Origin of the sequence: Candidatus Pantoea edessiphila (genome assembly GCF_002933335.1) — a bacterium.
GTDB lineage: Bacteria > Pseudomonadota > Gammaproteobacteria > Enterobacterales > Enterobacteriaceae > Pantoea_C.
Map to the genome: position 1 here is coordinate 1 of NZ_PDKS01000005.1, position 18,775 is coordinate 18,775.

An 18,775-nucleotide genomic window follows, 5' to 3' on the forward strand; every position below is an offset into this window, starting at 1 on the left:
TGGATTGCAAAAGAAGTAGGTAGCTTAACCTGCTAAAGGAGGGCACTTACCACTTTGTGATTCATGACTGGGGTGAAGTCGTAACAAGGTAACCGTAGGGGAACCTGTGGTTGGATCACCTCCTTAATAAAAATTGTAATGCTTGTCTATGTAGTACCTACATAAATTGTCTGATATATTATTAGCAATACAACAATATTATTTTTTGTATTATTAATAATTTACAAATCGTTCCATATATATTTTATTTAGTTTCTTTATTTTTGTATCCCAGGTCATAGTAAGTGGGATTTTTTGCTACTTTCCGAGCTAATATGTCACAATAATTATTTTCTGGATGATTAGTATGACCTTTTATCCATTGCCAATTAATTATATGACCATTAATCACTAAATAAAGACGCTGCCAGAGATCTATATTTTTAACTGTTGTTTTATTAGAGGTTTTCCAATTATGTTTTTTCCATTTGTGGATCCACGTGGTAATGCCGTAACGCACGTACTGGCTATCTGTAGTCAATAATATATTGAAGGGTTGTTTTAATATTTCTAATGAGATAATAGTAGCCATAAGTTCCATGCGATTATTTGTAGTAAGATAATATCCAGCACTATATATCTTCTCATAAGAGTTATATTTTAAAATATAAGCACAACCCCCTGGACCAGGATTTTTAATACAGGAACCATCTGTGAATATTTTTATCTCTTTATACATTTTATACACTCTAATCAATTGTTTATAAATGAAAAATATTTATAATCGTCAAATATTTTTGGATACTGAAACTACAGGAATTAATAAGACTGGAATTTATTATGAAGGTCATAGGATAATAGAGATCGGAGCAGTTGAATTTATTAATCGTCTTCCAACAGGCAATAATTTTCATAAATATTTAAATCCTAATAGAACAGTCAGTTATGAATCATTTAAAATTCATGGTATTTCAAATAGCTTTCTAATTAACAAACCAACTTTCAGAGAAATAGCTCAAGAATTTATTAATTATATTAGAGGTACTGAATTAATAATTCATAATGCTTCATTTGATATTGATTTTATAAATTATGAACTAAACAATCTACAACTAGATATAAAAAAAATTCAAAAAATTTGTCATGTTACAGATAGTCTTGCAATAGCACGTAAAATCTTTCCTGGTAAAAGAAACAGTCTAGATGCTTTATGTTCTCGTTATAACATAGATCATGATGAACGTAAATTACATAGTGCTATTTTAGATGCCACGATTTTATCTAAAGTATTTTTAATTATGACTAGCGGTCAAATATCTCTTTCTTTTGTAAAAGATAAGGATCATAAAAAAAGTTATATCAAAATTTTTAATAGAGTCAAAAACAAAATACCCTTAAAAATAATTATTGCTAATAAGGAAGAAATATTATCTCATGAGAAAAATCTAGATTTAATAAAGAGCAAAAAAGGCTTGTGCTTGTGGAGAGATAATCCCCATCCATTTATTAAAAATGATAAATAGTATTTATGTTATTATTTATGTATATGATATTTTTTTTAAATTATTGTTTTTGATTTATTATTACATTGCATGACAATCTTTTAATTATTAAAATATTTTTCTTATATTAACCTATCTCAATTAAAAATAATTTCATATTTATATTTCATAATATATTAATAATATTTAAGTTTAATAAATATATAAAAATTAATATTATTTTCATTTAAAAAAATTATTCTATAATAATTTTTGCAATTCAAGAGAATAACACAATGAATTTCATTCAAGTAATTAATCCAAATACTAACATATTAGTTAATAATATCATTAACCAATCAGTTAATAGAGTGAAGTCGGATAATATTAATATTTCAATAGTTTCTCCAACTAAAGGAGGTCTTGCAGCAATAGAAGGCCATTTTGATGGAACCATTGGAGCTATGGGTGTACTAGAACAAATAAACATTGGGAAATCACAAGGTGCTATTGGACATATTATAGCTTGTTTTGCAGATCCAGGATTACTTGCAGCACGTGAAATAGCTGTCAGACCTGTGGTTGGAATGGCTGAAACAGCTATGTATATTGCTACATTATTAGCAACTAGATTCTCTATAATAACTACATTACCACGCACATTAGTGATTATAAAACAATTATTGCAACAATATGGATTGACAAATAAATGCGCGAAAATAAGAAATATTAATTATTCAGTTTTAGAATTAGCAAATAATGTAAATATAGCTAAAGAAAAAATATTTAAATGTTGTAAGGAATCAAAAAATAAAGATGATATTGGAGCTATTATTTTAGGATGTGCTGCTATGTCTAATTTAGCTCCTTTATTAACACAAGAACTTAAAATGCCAGTAATAGATGGCATTAGCACTGCAGTGATGATAGTTGAATCATTAAATAAATTAGGTTTGGCTACTAGTAAAAATGGTGATTTAAATTTTCCTTCAAAACAAACAGTTTCAGGTATATTTCAATATCTAAATTGATTAATTTATAACATTAATGGTAATACATTCAAAATGAATATTAGTAAAAATTATCAACGTGATTTAATTGGTTATGCATCTAAACCACCTTATGCTAATTGGCCAAAACATGCTTTTATAGCAATACAATTTGTTTTGAATTATGAAGAAGGAGCGGAAAGTCATATATTTAACGGAGATCAGTACTCCGAAAAATTTCTTTCAGATCTTATTGATCCTGATATTTATCCAAATCGCCATATGTCTATAGATTCACTTTATGAATACGGTTCTCGAGTTGGATTTTGGCGTATTCATAATGAATTTCAACTACGTAAATTACCATTAACAATTTTTGGAGTATCTTTAGCATTGGCTAAAAATTTAGAAATTGTTCAAGCTATAAAACAAGCAAATTATGATGTAGTTAATCATGGATGGCGTTGGATTAATTATCAAAATATAGATATCAAAACAGAACGTAAACATATGCAAAAATCGATAGCACTATACTATGATTTATTTGGTAAATTTCCTACAGGTTGGTATACTGGCAGAGATAGTCCTAATACCCGAAATTTACTTGTAGAACAAGGTGGATTTACATATGATAGTGATTATTACGGAGATGATTTGCCCTTTTGGATAAATATACAAAGATATGATGGAACTTTAAAACAACACTTAATAATTCCATATACACTTGAGTGTAACGATATGCGTTTTGCATTACCTCAGGGGTTTAACACAGCTGAACATTTTTTTGTATATCTTAAAGATACCTTTAATATTCTTTATGAGGAAGGGAAAATCGCACCAAAAATGATGTCTATTGGTATGCATTGCAGACTATTAGGTCGTCCAGGAAAATTTTATGCATTAAAGAAATTTCTTGATTACATACAGAATTATGAAAACATTTGGATTTGTACTCGCCAACAGATTGCTGATCATTGGTTGGAAAATCATCTTAATTAATAATTTATTCTGCTTAAACATTAACTAATAATTAATTAATTATTATTATATAAAAACATAATCATATTTTACTTATCAAACATACTGATTTGTGGCATAGTTAATCCTCTTTTTTCTAAAAAATATGCCGCACATAAAGTAGTTTCTTCTTTACATGGAGCAGCGATAAGTTGAATACCGATTGGTAATCCATTCCTTGTTCTCAATGGCACTGTACAAACAGGCAATCCCAAAAAAGAAATTGGTTGTGTTAACATTCCCATATTAGATTTTGCAGGTAAATCATGACCATTAATACGAATACTTTTTTGACCTATAGTAATTGCAGTACATGGTGTTGCAGGTGCTATTAATATATCGAATTGCTTAAAAAGTGGTAATACTTGTTTTTGAAAATGGCGACGAAACCTTTGTGCTTGTATATACCAAGTACCTGGAATTATTGCACCAGCTAGTAAACGTTCTCGTGAATTACATTCAAATTTTTCAGGTGTTTTACGCAGGGATGGTAAATATTGATTACCACTCTCTCCTGCTGTTATTATAAATGCAGCAGAACGTGCTATTTCAGCTTCAGGAATCATGATTTCATCATTTGCTTGTAGTGCTTTACCTGCTATATTGATTGCGTGTTGAGCATCTTCACCACACCAACGTGAAAAAAAACCTCCTAGTATAGCACACCTTAGTTCTTTATTTTTTTTGCCTAATTGTAATAAAGTCTGTGTTATAGAAAAATCTGCTTGAAATGGATCTTTAATATCTCTGCCTTGTATATAATCATAAACTAATGATAAATCTTCTACTCTTCGTGCAAAAACACCAACATGGTCAAGACTATGAACAAAAGTATGTGTTCCTCTACGGGATAATCGACCAAAGGTTGGTTTTAAACCAAAAATACCACATAATGATGCCGGAACCCTAACCGAACCATTGGTATCTGTGCCTAATGAAAAGTGAACTAATCCAGATGCTACTGCTGCAGCTGAACCACCAGAAGAGCCACCAGCTATTCTTGTTAAATCATGTGGATTATGCGTAGTACCATAATAGCTATTTTCAGTTGTGAATCCATATGCATAAGCATCCATGTTTAACATACCTGAAAGTAGAGCGCCTAATTTAGATAATTTAGATATAATCCAAGCGTCATTTTGAGCTATAGGATGACCAATAAAAATATTGGATCCTGATATAGTAGTATATCCACTTACATCGAATAAATTTTTAACAGCATATGGAATACCAGCTAATTTTGTTAAAAATTCACCTTTATTCTTTTTTTTGTCTATTATGTTTGCTTCTTTTAAGATGCGTTGTTCGGTGATTTCAGTCCAAGCATTTAATTTCGGATTATATTGTTTTATCATTGCAATGGTTTTATTTGCAATTTCACTTGCGCTAATATCACCCTTTTGGATCGCTTTATGTAAGTTTAAAATTGATATATCACTCAGTTTCATGCTTTATACACTCCTGCTACTGATAAACGATCTTCTAAAGGAAATGCCATTAAAGGTACAGCTATATCAGCAATATACTCCATCTGTATAGCTAATTCTAAACGACTTGAATGATTTAAATTTAAATTCATCAACTTTTCCATTTGCATTATATAATTTTGCCAATTAATTTTATTGTTCATTATTATTTCATCTTATATTAAAATCCTGTTGCACTACCATTACAACGAGGATCGCTAGCTCCTTCTAGAATTCCATTTTCATGGCGTACTATAGCGCCAGCATGACCAACATCTTCGCTAAATGCAGATAATATTTCTATTTTATGTCCTAATTTATATAAATTTTTTATAATATCTAATTTAAATCCTTTTTCAATTTTTAAAGAATCAGAAGATTCTCCCCAAGTTCTTCCAAATATCCATCTTGGCATAGTTATTGTTTTTTGAAGTGGGATCTTTTGAACAACATATCTGTTAAAAATAGCTGCTTGAATTTGTGGTTGACCATCACCACCCATAGAACCATAAACCATAATGCGATTGTCTTTTAGTCTGGCAGCAGCTGGACTTAATGTATGAAATGGCTTTTTACCAGGAGATAATGCTAAAATATGTTTTGGATTAAGACTGAAAGAAACACCACGGTTATGCCAAATAATCCCTGTATTTGGTATAACCACTCCACTACCAAATTCATAATAGATACTTTGAATAAATGATACAGCCAAACCATTTTTATCTATAGCGCCCATCCACACTGTATCACTAGGACCATGTCCTAATGTTGAATAATTTAGAGCTTTGTGATCATTGATTTGGTTGGCCAATCGTACAAAATTTTTTTTGTTGAGTAAATATTGCAAATCTTTGGTAATATATCTAGGATCTGTAAGATATTTATTACGTAGTAAAAAAGCTTGTTTTGTAGCTTCTACTATAAGATGTATTGTTTGTACATCGTCAACTTTTGCCATATCTAATTGATCAATAATACCTAAAATTAATAAAGATACAATTCCCTGTGAAGGTGGTCTTGTATTCCATATGTCACCCAAACTATGAGTAATATGTAATGGTTTATATCGATAAGCTTGATGTTTTTGAAGATCTTGAAGAGTAATAGGTATTTTGAGTTTAGACATTTGTGCAGCTAAATAATAAGAAAAATTTCCTTTATAAAAAGTATCTATTCCTTCTAAAGCTAACTGTTTTAACGTTATTGCTAATTCTTTTTGTAAAAATATACTACCTGGTTCTGGAATCTTTCCTCTAGGTAAAAAAGTAGATGCAAAACCAGGTTGATCTTTTAATTCCATTATTTTCGTTTTAGTAGCTATATATTGTGATTCCGAAACTGGAATTCCATCTCCAGCGTATGTAATTGCATCATTTAATAAACGAACCAATGGCAATGATGATGATTTATTATATATATTTAATTCTTCAGAAACAGATAAAGCTTCTTTCCAGCCACTTAAAGTACCAGCTACTGTTAAAGCTGCTTTTGACCCACGATATGGAATTACAAGATCATTTCTATAAAAATCAACATTAGCTAGAGAACCAGCAGCACCGCTAGCATCAATTGCTATTGGATTGTTATCAGGAGGAATAATGAGCCAAAAACCATCACCTCCTAACCCATTCATATGAGGATAAACAACTGCTATAGTTGCAGCTGCTGCAACTATAGCTTCAATTGCATTCCCTCCTTCTTTTAATATCGATATTGCTGTTTCGCTTGCTAAATGATGAGGTGTTACAACCATACCGTATAATGCCATATTACTATAAATCATTTTTATTTAGTTAATAAAAAAAATTAATATATTTACTCTAAACTAAAAATCATTTAATTAGAAGCAAATATTTATTAACAGTAATAGTTTACTTTATATAATTTTATTATTTAATATAATTAATCTATTATTAGTATTTTTTTATTAAAGATTTAATAATTATGATTAATTATATAATCATAATAATAGTTAATATTAAATTCATGATAATCAATCATAGCAACCTTTTATAGCAAAATAAGATTACATATAATTAATGTTCATTATATATTTGTTTAATTAACATATTTAAATATGTTTTAAAAACAATAAATATTTTGTATATAACAAACTACTAAATCATAGTATTCTTCTTTTAAAGAATAGTGTATAAATTATGATAATAGATGTTCATTTATTAGGAAATACAATATGGATATTACTCAATATCAGCAGATTAATTTACCACAGCGTTTATTGATGGGTCCTGGGCCTATAAATGCTGATCCGCGAGTTCTACGTGCTATGTCAACTCAATTGATCGGTCAATATGATCCTGATATGACAGGTTATATGAACGAAGTTATGATGCTTTACCGGTATTTATTTCAAACCAAAAACCATTGGTCCATATTAATAAACGGAACTTCAAGAGCAGGAATTGAATCTATTTTAGTTTCAATAATTCACCCAGGAGATAGAGTGTTAGTTTTGGTTTTTGGAAGATTTGGCCATTTATTATGTGAAATTGCTCGTCGTTGTCGTGCATTAGTTGACACAATTTTAGTTCCTTGGGGTGAAATTGTTGAATCAGATAAAGTAGAAGATGCTGTTAAAAAAAACAGACCAAAATTATTATTAACAGTTCATGGAGACACATCTACTACTATGTTACAACCTTTAGAAGAAATTGGCATTATATGTGAAAAATATGATGTGCTATTTTATGCTGATGCAACTGCATCACTAGGTGGTAATAAATTAGAAACTGATAAATGGAGGTTGGATGCTGTATCAGCTGGAATGCAAAAATGTCTAGGAGGACCACCAGGAACTGCACCTATTACTATTAATTCTAAAATAGAAAAAATAATTAGAAATCGTAAATGTATAGAAGAAGGTATTCGCACTAAATCACATGAAAATGGTTGTAATGAAATGATATATTCTAATTATTTTGATCTTGGAATGATAATAGACTATTGGAGTCCACAACGTCTTAATCACCATACTGAAGCTACTACAGCTCTGTATGGTGCTAGAGAGTGTGCACGTATTATTTTACAGGAAGGATTAAATAAAAATATTTTGCGACATAAAATTCATGGTGAAGCAATGTTAAAAGGAATACAAGGCATGGGTTTGGAAATTTTTGGAAATATAAAACATAAAATGAATAATATTTTAGGAGTTGTTATCCCCAGCAGTATTAATGGAAATCAAGTAAGGAAATTAATGTTGGAAGATTTTTCAATTGAAATAGGTACTTCTTTTGGTCAACTAGAAGGAAAGATTTGGCGAATCGGCTCTATGGGATATAATGCCCGCAAAGATTGCGTTATGCAAACATTATCAGCATTAGAAATGGTATTGAATCATCTTGGTTTTAAGACTGTACAAGGAGCTGCATTGCAAGCTGTTTGGAATTATTATGAGACAACTAGTGATGCTGTTAGATAGTAATGAAGCTAAAATTTCAGCACTGCGCATTATATCTCGCTGCAATGAACTAGCTAAGATAACTTGTGAGGACATTGGAATTACACGTCTTTATTTATCTAAAGAACATTTGATTGTTAACAAATTAGTAGGACAATGGATGAAGGAATCCGGAATGTCAGTTTGGCAAGATGCAGTGGGTAATATTTGTGGTCGTTATAACGCAAAATTTATTTGCTCTCCTGCAGTGATTTTAGGATCGCATTTAGATACAGTAAAGAATGCTGGGCGTTATGACGGTATATTAGGTGTCTTAAGTGGTATTGAAATAGTATATTGGTTAAATAAAAAAAACATTCGATTAGAATTAGCAATTGAAGTTATAGGTTTTGGTGATGAAGAAGGAGCCAGATTTGGAATAACACTTTTAGGAAGCAGAGGTATAACTGGTACTTGGAAAAATAAGTGGTTATCTTATACTGATAATCAAGGAATTTCTATTGAACAAGCTATGATTAAATTTGGACTGAATATTAAAAATATATATCAGGCGTCTAGGGATAAAAAAGATATTGCTGCTTATGTCGAATTACATATAGAACAAGGACCTTGTTTAGAACAAGAAAATTTACCTATTGGTGTAGTAACTAATATACATGGAGCACGGCGTTTCAAGTGTAGTTTTATAGGAGAATCAGGACATGCTGGTACAGTTCCCATGAAGTACCGTAAAGATGCTCTTTTTGCTTTTGCTGAATGGATGAAATATGTAGAATATACCACTATTAAAAAAAATTCTCAATTAGTAGCTACTGTAGGAATGATTAGTTGTAATCCTGGGTCCACAAATGTAATTCCTGGAATAGTAAATTTTTCACTTGATATTAGAGGACCTCAAGATATTATGTTAGAATCGTTATCATCTCTGTTATTGAAACAAGGAAAGGTAATTGCTAACAATCGTCATTTGATATTTGAATATAAAGAATACTATCGTACCTCTGAAGTAATATGTGATTCTATATTACGCAATATTTTATGTACCTCAATTCAAAAAATACAAGGAAAAAGTATATTATTACCAAGTGGAGCAGGACATGATGCAATTGCTATTTCTGAACGTTGGCCAGTTGCTATGTTATTTATACGTAACTATCGAGGTATTAGTCATAACCCAGAAGAATCTGTTGATATTAATGATATAGCATTATCTTTACAGGCTTATTCTGATGGGATTTGTAATATTATTAAAAAAAAAGCTGAATATTAATATATTCCTAATTTAAATTAAAAAAACACATTTATTTATAATAATTATATGATATCAACATATTAAATAATACGAATATGTAAAAAATAAAACATATAATTATTAATTAAATAATAAAACTTTAGGAGAAAAAACAAATCATTTATAAACTATTATCTAAAAAACAGACATCGCAATATTAAGTAATGTAATACATTTGAAATATAAAGTATAACTGATATATAAATTATATATTTTCAATGACATTAAATTTTGTATTTGATAGAAATTATTAAACAAATATACTCAATTAATAGATAAATAAAATATTTTTTAATATTAGATCTTACTGTCACATCACATTATCAATGTTATATAAGTTATAAATTGATAATATAAAATATTATTTTCATTGATCATACATATAGTAATAGAAATTTTTTTCTAATAAAATATGTTTATTTAAATATAGTAGCTTATGTTTTCTATTTCTTAAACAAAGGAAATACACTATATTTGTTTAATGATATATAAAATAATAAATGGATTGATATTAATATATTGAAAAATATATTAATTTGTAATACACAACCGTTATTGCATACATATATATAAGTATAAGAAAACAATACGTAAATATAGGAGATAAATTTATGAGGAAACATTGTTAATGATATACCATATAACTCTATTAATTAATACTATCAATATATATAAAAAATTATTAAAACAATACGCATATGTAAGAGATAAGATAAAGAGGAAATAATGATGCATCATCCCACTCCATTGATTAATACTATTGTCGGTGCATTTATTTTGTCTTTTATCTTTGGTATGCTAGCAAATCGTCTAAGAATTTCTCCTCTAGTAGGCTATTTAGCTGCTGGTGTATTAGCTGGTCCTTTTACCCCGGGATTTGTCGCTGATATTAGTTTAATACCTGAATTAGCAGAATTAGGTGTCATTTTGCTTATGTTTGGTATTGGCTTGCATTTTTCTTTGGTAGATTTACTATCGGTCAAAAATATAGCAATTCCTGGTGCTATTGCTCAAATTACTATGGCTACCATATTAGGAACAGGATTATCTTGGGCAATAGGTTGGTCGTTGATCACTGGTTTATTTTTCGGTCTTTCATTATCAACTGCAAGTACAGTAGTTCTAATGCGCGCTTTAGAAGAAAGAAAGTTGATAAACAGCCATAGATGCCAGATCGCTATAGGATGGTTAATTGTAGAAGACATTGTAATGGTACTCACACTAGTACTATTACCCAGTATAGCTGAAATGTTAGAAAAAGGTAATATAAGTATTAGTCTATTACTGTTAGATTTTTCTATCACGATTAGTAAAGTCATTGCTTTTATGGCATTAATGATGATAGTAGGACGTCGTGCTATACCTTGGATACTTGCCAAAAGTGCAGCAACAGGTTCTCAAGAATTGTTTACTTTAGCTGTTTTAGCACTAGCATTAGGTATTGCATTTGGGGCTGTAAAAATTTTTACAATTTCTTTTGCGCTAGGAGCTTTTTTTGCTGGTATGGCATTAAATGAATCTGAATTAAGCCATCGAGCGGCTCATGATACTCTACCTTTACGAGATGCTTTTGCTGTACTATTTTTTGTTTCTGTAGGCATGTTATTTGATCCAATGATTTTAGTTAAACAGCCCTTAGCAGTATTAGGATCACTAATTATTGTTGTAGTTGGAAAATCATTAGTAGCATGGACTTTAGTTATATTATTAGGTCACTCTCGTCAAACTGCTTTAACAATTTCAGTTAGTTTAGCGCAAATTGGTGAATTTGCATTTATTCTTACTGGATTAGGTGTGTCTTTAGGATTATTAAATAATGAAGTACGTAGTTTAGTATTAGCGGCAGCTATTCTTTCTATAATGATTAATCCAATTCTTTTTACTTTGGTAGAAAGTTATTTAGCTAAAAATCAAGATATTAAAAAACAAAACCTAAAAGCAATAACCAAAGAAGAAAAACAGATACCAGTTAACATATGCAATCATGCAATCATTATAGGTTATGGCCGTGTTGGTAGTATAGTAGGAAAAAAATTAGATGATGCTGGTATACCTTTGGTAGTAGTTGAAAATTCTCGTCCAATGGTTGAATCATTACGTAAACAGAATATTAATGCTGTTCTTGGAAATGCTACTCATGAAGCAATCATAAATCTTACTAATTTACATTGTGCACGCTGGTTATTACTTACTATCCCAAACGGATATGAAGCTGGTGAGGTTGTTACAATAGTAAGAGAAAAATATCAAAATATTGAAATTATTGCACGAGCACATTACGATGATGAAGTAGATTATATTATGGAAAGAGGAGCTAATAAAGTTGTGATGGGAGAAAGGGAAATTGCAAACAGTATATTACAAATGCTTGAACATGCTATCCAAAAAGAGAAGGAAACATCTATTATTTAGTTATTAATTATCTGCAGATAATTAATAAAAATTAAAATAATTATAAAAATTTATCAATTAATTGGCACATCATATCTATGTGTGTATTTTCTGCATTTAAAGCAGGAATATATTCGAATCTTTGTCCTCCTGCTTTAATAAAGTCGTTTCTATTGCGACTATCTAGTTCTTCTAAAGTTTCTAAACAGTCACATGAGAAACCAGGACTTATCACGTGAATATATTTTATTCCTTTAGCAGGAAGAGTTTGTATTATTTTATCAATATAAGGAGTTAACCAGGGTTCATATCCAAAACGTGACTGAAATGCTAATGTAAATTGATTCTCTTTTAATTTGAGTTCTTTAACTAATGCATTGGTAGTATCTAAACAACGCTGAAAGTAATCATCCCCTTCATTTACCAAACGTTTTGGAATACCATGATAAGAAATCAGCAATAGATCTGGTTTGCCATGTTTCTTAAAAGAACGGTTGATACAAATTTTAAGAGCATTAATATAGGCTGGATGATCCGCATAATCTCTAATAAAGCAAATATTTGGCAAAGATTTATAATTTTTAAAAACTTTATATAAACTATCCCATACTGAAGCAACAGTAGCAGAAGAAAATTGAGGGTATAAAGGCAACACAATTAATCTGTTTATTCCTTGTAACATCAATTTATCTATGGAACTTTTTATACTAGGATTTCCATAATTCATACCAATTTCTACTGGTAAATTTAACATAGCAGCTAAAGCATCTCTTTGGTTTTTACTGTATATCATTAACGGTGATCCTTCTTTTCTCCAAATAGAAGAATACATTTTTGATAAATATATTGATCTAAATGGTAGAACAATACTATTTAGAATTGGCCACCAAATCCAGGCAGGAATATCAATAATACGTTTATCGCTTAAAAATTGTCTAAGATAACGTTTAATAGCTTTTCTTGTTGGAGCATCAGGAGAACCTAAATTAACCAATAGTACACCTGCTTTACTTGTTTTCATTAACAACCCTTTAATAATAAAACTCACTTAATATATCAAATATTTTTACAAAAAATACTATTTATCTTCAATAATTTCAATTAATTGTGAACTTACTTCATATACTTTTTTAGTTCCATCTATTTTAAAATAACGAATATTACCTAACTGTGATTCTTTTATGTAATACTTAATTAATGCAGCTGTTGTTTTATAATATTCATCAAGTCTATTAATGATGATCTCTTCTCGATCATCACTACGTATATTAAGTTCTTCTCCTGTTATATCATCTTTATTATCTGATTTAGGAGGATTAAATAGTACATGATAAACACGGCCTGATGGTATATGTACTCTACGACCTGTTATGCGTTTAATGATTAAATCGTCAGGAACTATCAATTCTAATATTTTATCTATCTTAATTCCAACTTTTTTCATAGATTCTGCTTGTATAATAGTTCTAGGAAAACCATCTAATAAAAAACCATTTTTACAATCCCTATAGTTAATACGATTCTTTACTAAATTAATTACTATATCATCAGTAATTAATTGTCCTGTATCCATAACAATTTTTGTAGATTTACCAATTTTTGTATCTTCATTTACTAATTTACGTAACATATCTCCAGTAGAGATTTGGGGAATACCATACTTTTTCGCAATAAATTGAGATTGAGTACCTTTACCTGTACCTGGAGCTCCAAGCAAAATAAGACGCATTGCGATAATATCCTCACTATATTACAATAGTTAAAAAACAAATAAAGCTAGTATAATATACTAGCTTTTTGCTACATCAATAGTAATTTATTCATTCGACAAACAAATTTATTAGGATCTTCTAACGTGCCACATTCTGCTAAAAGAGACTGTTCTAGTAATAATTCAATCCAATCTTTAAAATTATTTTCATCTTCAATATCTGATATACGTTTTACTAAAGGGTGATTAGGATTTATTTCAAAAATATATTTAACTTCGGGTAATTCCTTACCAGCTGCTGATAGCAATTTTGCCATTTGTGTTGTCATTTCATTTGCATCAGTAGTAACCATCGCAGGTGTATTAGTAAGACGATGAGTTAATCTAACTTCTTTTACTCTATTAATTAGTATTTTTTTTACTCTTTTTACAAATGGTTCTAATTTTTCCTCAATTTGTTTTTGTTCTTTAATTTCTTTATCTAGTAATTTATTTAATGAATTATCTAATTTACTAACAGATTGAAAAGTTTTATCATTGAATTTATTTAAATAACTCATCATCCATTCATCGATACGATCTGAAAGTAATAGTACTTCTATATTTTTTTTATGAAATATTTCTAAATTAGGGCTACTTTTGGCTGCAGTATAACTATCAGCAGTAATAAAATAAATTTTTTCTTGACCCTCTACCATGCGATTGACATAATCGCTTAATGATATAGTTTCATCGCTTGTATTATTTTTTGTTGAAGTGAACCGTAATAATTTTGCAATAGTTTCAATATTGGAATTATCTTCAGCTGGACCTTCTTTTAGAATCAAGCCAAATTCTTTCCAAAAGATTTTATATTTTTCAGTATTATTTTTTGATAATGTTTCTAACATTTGAAGCACACGTTTACTTAACGCCATACATAAATTTTTAGTAATTCTGCTGTCTTGTAATATTTCTCTAGATACATTAAGTGGTAAATCACTAGAATCAATTAAACCACGAACAAAACGTAAATAATTAGGTAAAAATTCCTTGGCGTTATCCATTATAAAAACTCGTTTTACATAAAGTTTTATTCCTCCTTTATGCTCACGATTCCACATGTCAAAAGGTGCATGAGCAGGAATATATAATAAACTGGTATAATCTTGTTTACCTTCTACTCTATTATGGCTCCATATTAAAGGATCTTTAAAATCATTTGTAATATGCTTATAGAATTCGTTATATTCATCATTGGTGATTTCAGATTTGTTACGAATCCACAGTGCTTGAGCTTTATTTATCTTTTCCCATTTAGTAATATTGCTATCTTTATCTTTAATTTCAACTTCTATCGGCAATGCAATATGATCTGAATATTTACTAATGATACGGCGTATATTCCATATATCAAGAAAATCATCTTCTTCTTTACGTAAATACAAGGTAATATCAGTACCCCGATCAAATTTTTTAACATCTGAAATTATGTAGTTGCCTTCCCCGTTAGATTCCCATAAAACTCCTTCATCCAAAGATTTTCCTGCTAATCTAGTACGTAATGATACCTTTTCTGCAACAATAAAAGCAGAATAAAAACCCACCCCAAATTGACCAATAAGTTCGTCTTGATAATTATTAGAATTAATTTTTTCAATAAATGATTTTGTACCAGATCTTGCAATAGTACCTATATTATCAATAACTTCTTGACGAGACATGCCAATACCATTGTCGCTGATTTTAATCGATCTATTACTTTTATTTATAGATATCCTTACATGTAATTCCTTATCATGTTCATATAATTTTGGATTTGATAAAGCCAGAAAACGTAATTTATCAGCTGCATCAGATGCATTAGATACCAGTTCTCTTAAAAAAATTTCTTTATTTGAATAAAGTGAATGAATCATCAAATGTAAAAGTTGTTTAACTTCGGATTGAAAGTCTCGAGTTTCTTGTCCTTTCATGTTAATTAGTACCTCAATTAACTTAATATTAAATAAACAAATAAATAATGTAATAATTAGTTATTAGTATATTATTAATGATATAATTATTAGGAATAATAATTTAAAAACAATTCATGTATAAATGTTTTGTTTTTAACATAATTGTCAATATATGATTAATAATCTTAAAATACTTAAATACAAATTATATTTATTTTGCTATCTATAATTAGCTGTTTTAATATTATTTCTTCGAGTCAATAAATAAATAACAAAACTATATCGTATATATATATATTAAATATAATTTAAGACAAATATTATAACTTTCTTAAAAATTATTAATCATTGTTCTGTCTATATTTTTGCTTAAAAAGGCATTTTAAAACCCAACGGAATTTGCATATCAGAAGATAATAAAGCCATTTTTTCTTTTTGAATAACTTCAATACGACGAGCAGCATCATTAAATGCTGCAGCAATTAAATCTTCTAACATATCTTTATCTTCTTCTAATAAACTTGGAGAAACCTCAACAAGCCGACAGTTATGTGCTCCATTGATAGTAACTTTTACTAAACCAGCACCAGATTCACCTGTAACTTCTAATGAAGCTATTTCTTCTTGAACCTTAGCCATCTTATCTTGCATTTGTTGAGCTTGTTTCATTATATTACCTAATCCACCTTTGCCAAACATAATTCTCTCTCAGCTAAATTTACAATACTTATTTTTAATTAATGTAAGTTATTTTAAATAATTATAGTAATATATTTCAATGTAAATAATGTATTACAACCAATTAAGTTTTTATTTAATATGACAAGATATTTAATAATTATTGATTTAAAATTTTAAAGAAGGTTATAAATATTAACATTTGATACTTAAATCAAAAAATATAGTTGTATAACTATATTTTATTTTTAATAATCATATAAATAACTAATTCAGTATAAATGATTTATTCGTTATTGACTATTATTGAATATGATTTTCGTAACTGAATGCTAAAGCACGCAATAATGTAATATCAGTTCCTATACGGTAATTAGGAGCAATTGGCAAATCTTTTCTTCCTAATAAAATTATTTGATAATAAAGTTGTAAATCATTAGGAGATAATATCTCTGCTAATTTATATAATCGAAAAGAACGCTTGTCTCCTTTATTTATATTTGCATTTGGTAATAATTGCATTATTAATATACGATGTAACAAACGCAATATATCTGCCAAAAGTATTTCCCAATCTATATAACCATTGAGTTCTATTTTATTTAACAACTTAATAAGTTGCTCACCATCGCCTTTTACTAAAGATTCGATCAAGCACAAAGGATATTCTTTGTCAGCAATACCTATCATAGATTTTACTTTATTATTAGTAATCCTACCATTGCATAATGCAATAGCTTGATCAGCTAGACTTAATGCATCTCTCATGCTACCATCAGCTGATCTTGATAATATTTCCACTGCATCAGATTCACTGAAAAATTTTTCTTTCTTTAAAATAAAACTTAATTTTGTATGTATTTGATCTATACTAAGTTTTTTAAGATAAAATTTTATGCATCTCGATAAGATAGTTGCAGGTATTTTATTAGGATCTGTAGTAGCAAGTAAAAATTTTACATGAGATGGTGGTTCTTCCAAGGTTTTTAGTAAAGCATTAAAGCTATGGCGTGATAGCATATGTATTTCATCTATTAAATAAATTTTAAATCTACCTTTAATTGGTAAATATTGTATATTATCAAGTAAATCACGCATTTCTTCAACTCTAGTGCGCGAAGCAGCATCGATTTCAATCAAATCAATAAATTTACCTTGATTAATTGCCAAACAATTATTACAAACTCCGCATGGATTAGCAGAAACACCAACTTCACAACTAAAACACTTAGCTAAAATGCGAGCAATGGTAGTTTTACCTACACCTCTTACACCTGAAAAAATATAAGAATGATGAACCCTACCTAATGAAAAACTGTTCACTAGTGCTAAAAGAACATGTTCTTGTCCTACTACATCAGAAAAAAATTTTGGTCGCCATTTTGTAGCAAGTACTTTATAGATCATAGAGATTTATTTTTGTATATATAATACTGTTAGTTAAGAAATTATTTTACGACTTTACTGTTAGTTAAGAAATTATTTTACGACTTTTTATTAATTGTTTTTCTAAATAAAATTTACTAGTAAAAACAAAATTTAACTGTAAAAAAACTATTAATAAATTTAAAATGTTAATTAAACACATATTGCTATTGATAATAAAATATTATCAATTGTAATTTAAAATCATAACACATAATTTTTACTATAATAGTATATATATAGAATATCATACAAACAATAGGAAAATTAGACCGAAAATTTAGTTTGCTTACATAAAAGTACATATGTTAAGTAATTTTTTATCAATATATATCCTATATAACTTAGATAGACATAGGTATGAGTTTATGTCTTCAATTAAATGTTATTTAAATATAATTTACACCATATTTTAAGATATTCAGAAAATATAATTATTATCTTAAAATATTTATTATATTTGTAGTACACATTTAAAATGGCTTATTTACGAACAAATACATGACAAAGATAGATTATTTAATGAGATTAAGAAGATTCCGTTCATTGATACACTTGAAAGAATAATCGAAAAAAATAAATATAAGTTGTCAGATGATGAATTAGCAATATTTTACTCAGCAGCAGACCATAGACTAGCGGAGTTAACTATGAATAAATTGTAAGATAAAGTTCACAGCTATATATGGTATGGATATTTATACGTTGAAGTTGATTGTTATTTCATGTTGTGTCTGTTAATTATGTTGATCTCATTTTTGCCTAATCATCAATCAATACATATAAATAAAAGATCACAATAAAAAGAGTTGCTTTAAGCAAGTAGCATTACAGTAGCATATTATACTAGCAACTAGCAGGACACAAATTTATTGATTGTTTTTTTGGTGCCCCTGTTAGTCACATTCCAGCACATGCCTATTTCGTTTTGGCTGCTTCTTTCCAGACCTGACCAATTTAACGGACAAACATTGCAGAATAACCAACAA

At 28.7% G+C, this 18,775-nt stretch carries 14 protein-coding genes, 1 rRNA gene, 1 other RNA gene and 2 pseudogenes; 8 read left to right on the forward strand and 10 right to left on the reverse strand.

Translation table 11 applies throughout. The annotated features are described in order from the left end of the window. Window positions 1–126 (forward strand): 16S ribosomal RNA (locus tag CRV11_RS03125); the annotation flags it as partial. Window positions 127–244: 118 nt separating this feature from the next. On the opposite strand, the gene rnhA is transcribed toward CRV11_RS03125, so the two are convergent. Next, window positions 245–718 carry a ribonuclease HI gene (rnhA, locus tag CRV11_RS03130; protein WP_136131883.1) on the reverse strand — a complete coding sequence of 158 codons (474 nt, stop codon included), beginning with the start codon at window positions 716–718 and terminating at the stop codon, window positions 245–247. 28 nt (window positions 719–746) lie between these two features. Here rnhA and dnaQ point away from each other — a divergent pair, with 28 nt between their 5' ends. From dnaQ to puuE, 3 genes are all read left to right on the forward strand, one after another. After that, window positions 747–1,502, forward strand: coding sequence for a DNA polymerase III subunit epsilon (dnaQ, locus tag CRV11_RS03135; protein WP_136131884.1), 756 nt, complete (start codon window positions 747–749; stop codon window positions 1,500–1,502). A gap of 254 nt (window positions 1,503–1,756) precedes the next feature. Further along, window positions 1,757–2,491 carry an aspartate/glutamate racemase family protein gene (locus CRV11_RS03140; RefSeq protein ID WP_136131885.1) on the forward strand — a complete coding sequence of 245 codons (735 nt, stop codon included), beginning with the start codon at window positions 1,757–1,759 and terminating at the stop codon, window positions 2,489–2,491. A 33-nt stretch (window positions 2,492–2,524) separates the two neighbouring features. After that, window positions 2,525–3,448 carry an allantoinase PuuE gene (gene puuE / locus CRV11_RS03145; protein ID WP_136131886.1) on the forward strand — a complete coding sequence of 308 codons (924 nt, stop codon included), beginning with the start codon at window positions 2,525–2,527 and terminating at the stop codon, window positions 3,446–3,448. A 68-nt stretch (window positions 3,449–3,516) separates the two neighbouring features. Here the strand turns inward: puuE and CRV11_RS03150 are convergent, their stop codons facing one another. From CRV11_RS03150 to CRV11_RS03160, 3 genes are read right to left on the reverse strand one after another with little or no spacing between them, the layout of a single operon-like run. Next, window positions 3,517–4,914, reverse strand: coding sequence for an AtzE family amidohydrolase (locus CRV11_RS03150; RefSeq protein WP_136131887.1), 1,398 nt, complete (start codon window positions 4,912–4,914; stop codon window positions 3,517–3,519). Next, on the reverse strand, window positions 4,911–5,096 hold the full coding sequence (gene hpxX / locus CRV11_RS03155) for an oxalurate catabolism protein HpxX (RefSeq protein WP_136131888.1): 186 nt from the start codon (window positions 5,094–5,096) through the stop codon (window positions 4,911–4,913). The genes CRV11_RS03150 and hpxX overlap by 4 nt, the downstream gene beginning before the upstream one ends. 17 nt (window positions 5,097–5,113) lie before the next feature. Beyond that, window positions 5,114–6,715: a gamma-glutamyltransferase family protein gene (locus tag CRV11_RS03160; protein WP_136131889.1), complete on the reverse strand. Its 1,602-nt coding sequence runs from the start codon at window positions 6,713–6,715 to the stop codon at window positions 5,114–5,116. A 411-nt stretch (window positions 6,716–7,126) separates the two neighbouring features. Between CRV11_RS03160 and CRV11_RS03165 the strand changes: the two genes are divergently transcribed. The 3 genes from CRV11_RS03165 to ybaL all read left to right on the forward strand — a co-directional run bounded on the left by CRV11_RS03165 (window position 7,127) and on the right by ybaL (window position 12,056). Further along, entirely contained in the window at window positions 7,127–8,374 is a 1,248-nt protein-coding gene (locus tag CRV11_RS03165; protein ID WP_136131890.1) for a pyridoxal-phosphate-dependent aminotransferase family protein, read from the forward strand. Then, window positions 8,361–9,623 (forward strand): allantoate amidohydrolase, encoded by a 1,263-nt coding sequence (gene hpxK / locus CRV11_RS03170; protein ID WP_136131937.1) that lies wholly within the window; start codon window positions 8,361–8,363, stop codon window positions 9,621–9,623. The genes CRV11_RS03165 and hpxK overlap by 14 nt, the downstream gene beginning before the upstream one ends. 750 nt (window positions 9,624–10,373) lie before the next feature. After that, window positions 10,374–12,056 carry a YbaL family putative K(+) efflux transporter gene (gene ybaL, locus CRV11_RS03175; RefSeq protein WP_136131891.1) on the forward strand — a complete coding sequence of 561 codons (1,683 nt, stop codon included), beginning with the start codon at window positions 10,374–10,376 and terminating at the stop codon, window positions 12,054–12,056. Between the two features lie 40 nt (window positions 12,057–12,096). On the opposite strand, the gene hemH is transcribed toward ybaL, so the two are convergent. From hemH to dnaX, 5 genes and pseudogenes are all read right to left on the reverse strand, one after another. Further along, complete coding sequence (gene hemH, locus CRV11_RS03180; protein ID WP_136131892.1) at window positions 12,097–13,056, reverse strand: ferrochelatase; 960 nt, start codon at window positions 13,054–13,056, stop codon at window positions 12,097–12,099. 57 nt (window positions 13,057–13,113) lie between these two features. Beyond that, complete coding sequence (gene adk, locus CRV11_RS03185; RefSeq protein ID WP_136131893.1) at window positions 13,114–13,764, reverse strand: adenylate kinase; 651 nt, start codon at window positions 13,762–13,764, stop codon at window positions 13,114–13,116. A gap of 71 nt (window positions 13,765–13,835) precedes the next feature. Next, window positions 13,836–15,707 carry a molecular chaperone HtpG gene (htpG, locus tag CRV11_RS03190; RefSeq protein ID WP_136131894.1) on the reverse strand — a complete coding sequence of 624 codons (1,872 nt, stop codon included), beginning with the start codon at window positions 15,705–15,707 and terminating at the stop codon, window positions 13,836–13,838. A 345-nt stretch (window positions 15,708–16,052) separates the two neighbouring features. After that, complete coding sequence (locus CRV11_RS03195) at window positions 16,053–16,382, reverse strand: YbaB/EbfC family nucleoid-associated protein (RefSeq protein WP_136131895.1); 330 nt, start codon at window positions 16,380–16,382, stop codon at window positions 16,053–16,055. Between the two features lie 306 nt (window positions 16,383–16,688). Then, window positions 16,689–17,768: pseudogene (gene dnaX / locus CRV11_RS03200) on the reverse strand (DNA polymerase III subunit gamma/tau); the annotation flags it as partial. A 519-nt stretch (window positions 17,769–18,287) separates the two neighbouring features. Here dnaX and hha point away from each other — a divergent pair. Then, window positions 18,288–18,451: pseudogene (gene hha, locus CRV11_RS03205) on the forward strand (hemolysin expression modulator Hha). Window positions 18,452–18,677: 226 nt separating this feature from the next. Here hha and ffs read toward each other — a convergent pair. After that, an RNA gene (ffs, locus tag CRV11_RS03210) (signal recognition particle sRNA small type) lies at window positions 18,678–18,774 on the reverse strand. Window position 18,775: the final 1 nt, after the last annotated feature.

Coding starts and splice junctions, on each gene's coding strand:
- rnhA (WP_136131883.1), bottom strand. CDS start 718: ATGTATAAAGAGATAAAAATATTCACAGATGGTTCCTGTATTAAAAAT.
- dnaQ (WP_136131884.1), top strand. CDS start 747: ATGAAAAATATTTATAATCGTCAAATATTTTTGGATACTGAAACTACA.
- CRV11_RS03140 (WP_136131885.1), top strand. CDS start 1,757: ATGAATTTCATTCAAGTAATTAATCCAAATACTAACATATTAGTTAAT.
- puuE (WP_136131886.1), top strand. CDS start 2,525: ATGAATATTAGTAAAAATTATCAACGTGATTTAATTGGTTATGCATCT.
- CRV11_RS03150 (WP_136131887.1), bottom strand. CDS start 4,914: ATGAAACTGAGTGATATATCAATTTTAAACTTACATAAAGCGATCCAA.
- hpxX (WP_136131888.1), bottom strand. CDS start 5,096: ATGAACAATAAAATTAATTGGCAAAATTATATAATGCAAATGGAAAAG.
- CRV11_RS03160 (WP_136131889.1), bottom strand. CDS start 6,715: ATGATTTATAGTAATATGGCATTATACGGTATGGTTGTAACACCTCAT.
- CRV11_RS03165 (WP_136131890.1), top strand. CDS start 7,127: ATGGATATTACTCAATATCAGCAGATTAATTTACCACAGCGTTTATTG.
- hpxK (WP_136131937.1), top strand. CDS start 8,361: ATGCTGTTAGATAGTAATGAAGCTAAAATTTCAGCACTGCGCATTATA.
- ybaL (WP_136131891.1), top strand. CDS start 10,374: ATGCATCATCCCACTCCATTGATTAATACTATTGTCGGTGCATTTATT.
- hemH (WP_136131892.1), bottom strand. CDS start 13,056: ATGAAAACAAGTAAAGCAGGTGTACTATTGGTTAATTTAGGTTCTCCT.
- adk (WP_136131893.1), bottom strand. CDS start 13,764: ATGCGTCTTATTTTGCTTGGAGCTCCAGGTACAGGTAAAGGTACTCAA.
- CRV11_RS03195 (WP_136131895.1), bottom strand. CDS start 16,382: ATGTTTGGCAAAGGTGGATTAGGTAATATAATGAAACAAGCTCAACAA.